Source organism: Salegentibacter sp., assembly GCF_041642575.1.
Classification (GTDB): Bacteria; Bacteroidota; Bacteroidia; order Flavobacteriales; family Flavobacteriaceae; genus Salegentibacter.
In genome coordinates this window covers 4,856-7,472 of the sequence record NZ_JBEPWD010000095.1, presented here as the reverse complement: position 1 = coordinate 7,472, position 2,617 = coordinate 4,856, and the positions used below count along the sequence as shown (strand labels likewise).

Here is a 2,617-nt window from a genome sequence, read left to right as displayed (position 1 = left end):
CCTTTAATTGTTTGGGCCAGAATTATGGTAGGCTTTTCTTTGGTTTCTAATGCAACCTTATAAGCGTTGTAAATTTTTTCTGAATCATGTCCCCCGCGTTTAAAATTTTTCAGCTCTTCATCTGAAAAGTCTTCCACCAGCTTTTTTAGATCTTCATCGCTTTCGAATAAATCCTTTCGGAGAAATTCCCCATCGCTAAAGGCGTATTTTTGAAGCTGGCCATCGGGAAGCTCATTTAATTTCTTAAGGAGTTTTCCGCTACTATCCTTTTCAATAAGCTGATCCCATTCTTTACCCCAAAGCAATTTAATTACATTCCATCCGGCTCCTTTAAAAAATCCTTCCAATTCCTGAATAATCTTTGCATTACCCCGAACAGGGCCATCCAATCGCTGTAAATTGCAATCTATCACAAAAATCAGGTTGTCCAGGTTATCCCTGGAAGCGATATTAATTGCTCCACGGGATTCAACCTCGTCCATCTCTCCATCTCCTATAAACGCCCATACTTTACTGGTATCTTCGTCTATAAGTCCGCGATTATAAAGATATTTATTAAAGCGTGCCCGATAAATAGCCTGGATAGTACCTAAACCCATAGAAACCGTGGGATTACTCCAAAACTCAGACATTAAATGTGGGTGAGGGTAAGAACTGAGACCTTTTTCCGATTGTATTTCGTGCCGAAATTCTTCCAGGTTTTTTTTAGTCAGGCGTCCCTCTAAATAGGCCCTGGCGTAAATACCTGGTGAGGCGTGGCCCTGGAAATAAACCTGATCTGCCACCTCATTTTCATCAATTTTAAAGAAATGATGAAAACCTACTTCCCATAGTTGGGCAATTGAAGCATATGTAGAAATATGACCTCCAATCCCAGGGTCTGACTTATTAGCTTTCACCACCATAGCCATGGCATTCCACCTTATATATGACAGGATTTTTTCTTCAAGTTCTAAATCACCGGGATATTCTTCCTCCATATCTTTTGAAATAGTGTTTTGGTATGGAGTATTAAGGGATTCAGGTAGTGCAATATTATGTTTTTTAGCTTCTTCCTGTAAAATATGAAGTAGCTCTTCCGCCCTCTTAGTAGATTTATTCTCAATAATCCACGTAAGCGAATCTATCCACTCCTGATTTTCCTTATGGGTGCTGTCTTTTTTTTTATTGGTCATGAGTTGCGGTTATTAAATTCAAAATAGGAGGTTTTTTAGGTCTTGGTACAGCAATAAAAAAAAGGAAGATAAATACAGAAAAAATTATGCTTCTTTAAGTATTTAGGTCCAATTAATTTTACTTAGCAGCAGTAAACGAAAGTCGTTTAGCCTTTAGCTAAATTTTTGGTATTTCAGATTGATGCCACTTGTAATTTAAAAAATAACAAGCCTGATATCAATTGATTAGCATAAGGTTTTATCAGGATGTTAGTAACAACTAAAAGCTATTTTTTCCTTAAATGGAATATCAAAAGATCCACCCGAAACCAGTTAAAGACTGTACTATAATGAGACAGCTTCCTTCAAATCTCCTAATAGATATTAATGATATAGAAGTTAAACTCCTGAAATCTATTTTTTTGTTGCTCTAACCACCACGAAAGAACCTTCTCCTGTTCCTTCTTTAGGTTCTTCGGGTTTTTTAATGTTTTCTAAATCATCAAAGAGGGTTTGTGAAAACACGGGATTTTTAAACCCGGAGGTTTTTAATAACTTTTCAACTTCCGATGTTAGATAAAATCGTGCATTTTTATAAAAAGTGCTTTTTCCTTTCTTCTCCTCATACATTTTTCCAACATTACTTCCTTTATCGATAAATGCAATAATTACATGTCCGTCTCTTTTTAAAACCCGGTTTGCTTCTTTTAGGGCCTTGGGAAAACTTTCCAGGTGGCAAATGGTGACAAATAGAACAAAATCAAAATGTAAATCTTTGTAAGGCAAATGTTCGGCCGTAGCTTTTACCACTTCCAAACCTTTTTCTGTGGCTAGTTTACGCAGGCTAGTGGCCGGTTCCACCCCTTCTTTAATTCCTAATGCTTTGGCATACCTGCCAGATCCCATTCCTACTTCAATCCCCAAAATATTTTCCGGTAATTCCTGAAAATGTCTTCTAATAGCAATAATTTCAGATTCGAATACCGCTGGAAATCGATCAAACCAGGCCTCGTATTCTGCTACATTTGTTTCAAAAGCTTCTGTATTCGCCATTATTTTAAAATTTAAAGTTATTATTTCCTCTAACATTCTAATTAAAGATATGAAGTCCTGCTTTTTTAATAAATGATTTTTATCAATTCAAAGCATTTACTTTTTGCCCTGGCATCGAACAGGAAGTTTTAATTAAGACGTTCAGCATATTTTTGTGCCAGATCAAGAAATTTTTGAGCTCGTTTTTTCCATTTTGGCTCGTTTTTATAACGTTCTTCTTTAATATGCCAAATGGCAAAACGTGTTCTTTGACTTGCTTGTATACTTTTATAAAAATTGATTAGAGAATCCGGAACTTCATCTTCAGTTATTTCCCTGTATATTTGAAAAAAAACCTCCCCCAACTTTTCGTTTCCTAACAATTCACATTCAATAGCCAGAAACGATAATTCTTCGGCTGTATCAAGAAT

At 36.0% G+C, this 2,617-nt stretch carries 2 protein-coding genes and 1 pseudogene; all 3 read right to left on the bottom strand.

Going from position 1 to position 2,617, the window contains the following annotated elements:
- Positions 1-1,175 (bottom strand): annotated as a pseudogene (locus ACESK1_RS11220) (pyruvate dehydrogenase (acetyl-transferring), homodimeric type); the annotation flags it as partial.
- Positions 1,176-1,568: 393 nt separating this feature from the next.
- The gene (locus ACESK1_RS11215; protein WP_372920269.1) at positions 1,569-2,207 is read right to left on the bottom strand and encodes a class I SAM-dependent methyltransferase; all 639 of its coding nucleotides are present in this window, start codon (positions 2,205-2,207) and stop codon (positions 1,569-1,571) included.
- 128 nt (positions 2,208-2,335) lie between these two features.
- A partial coding sequence (locus ACESK1_RS11210; RefSeq protein WP_372920268.1) for a hypothetical protein occupies positions 2,336-2,617 on the bottom strand: 282 nt, incomplete at its 5' end.

Coding starts and splice junctions, on each gene's coding strand:
- ACESK1_RS11215 (WP_372920269.1), bottom strand. CDS start 2,207: ATGGCGAATACAGAAGCTTTTGAAACAAATGTAGCAGAATACGAGGCC.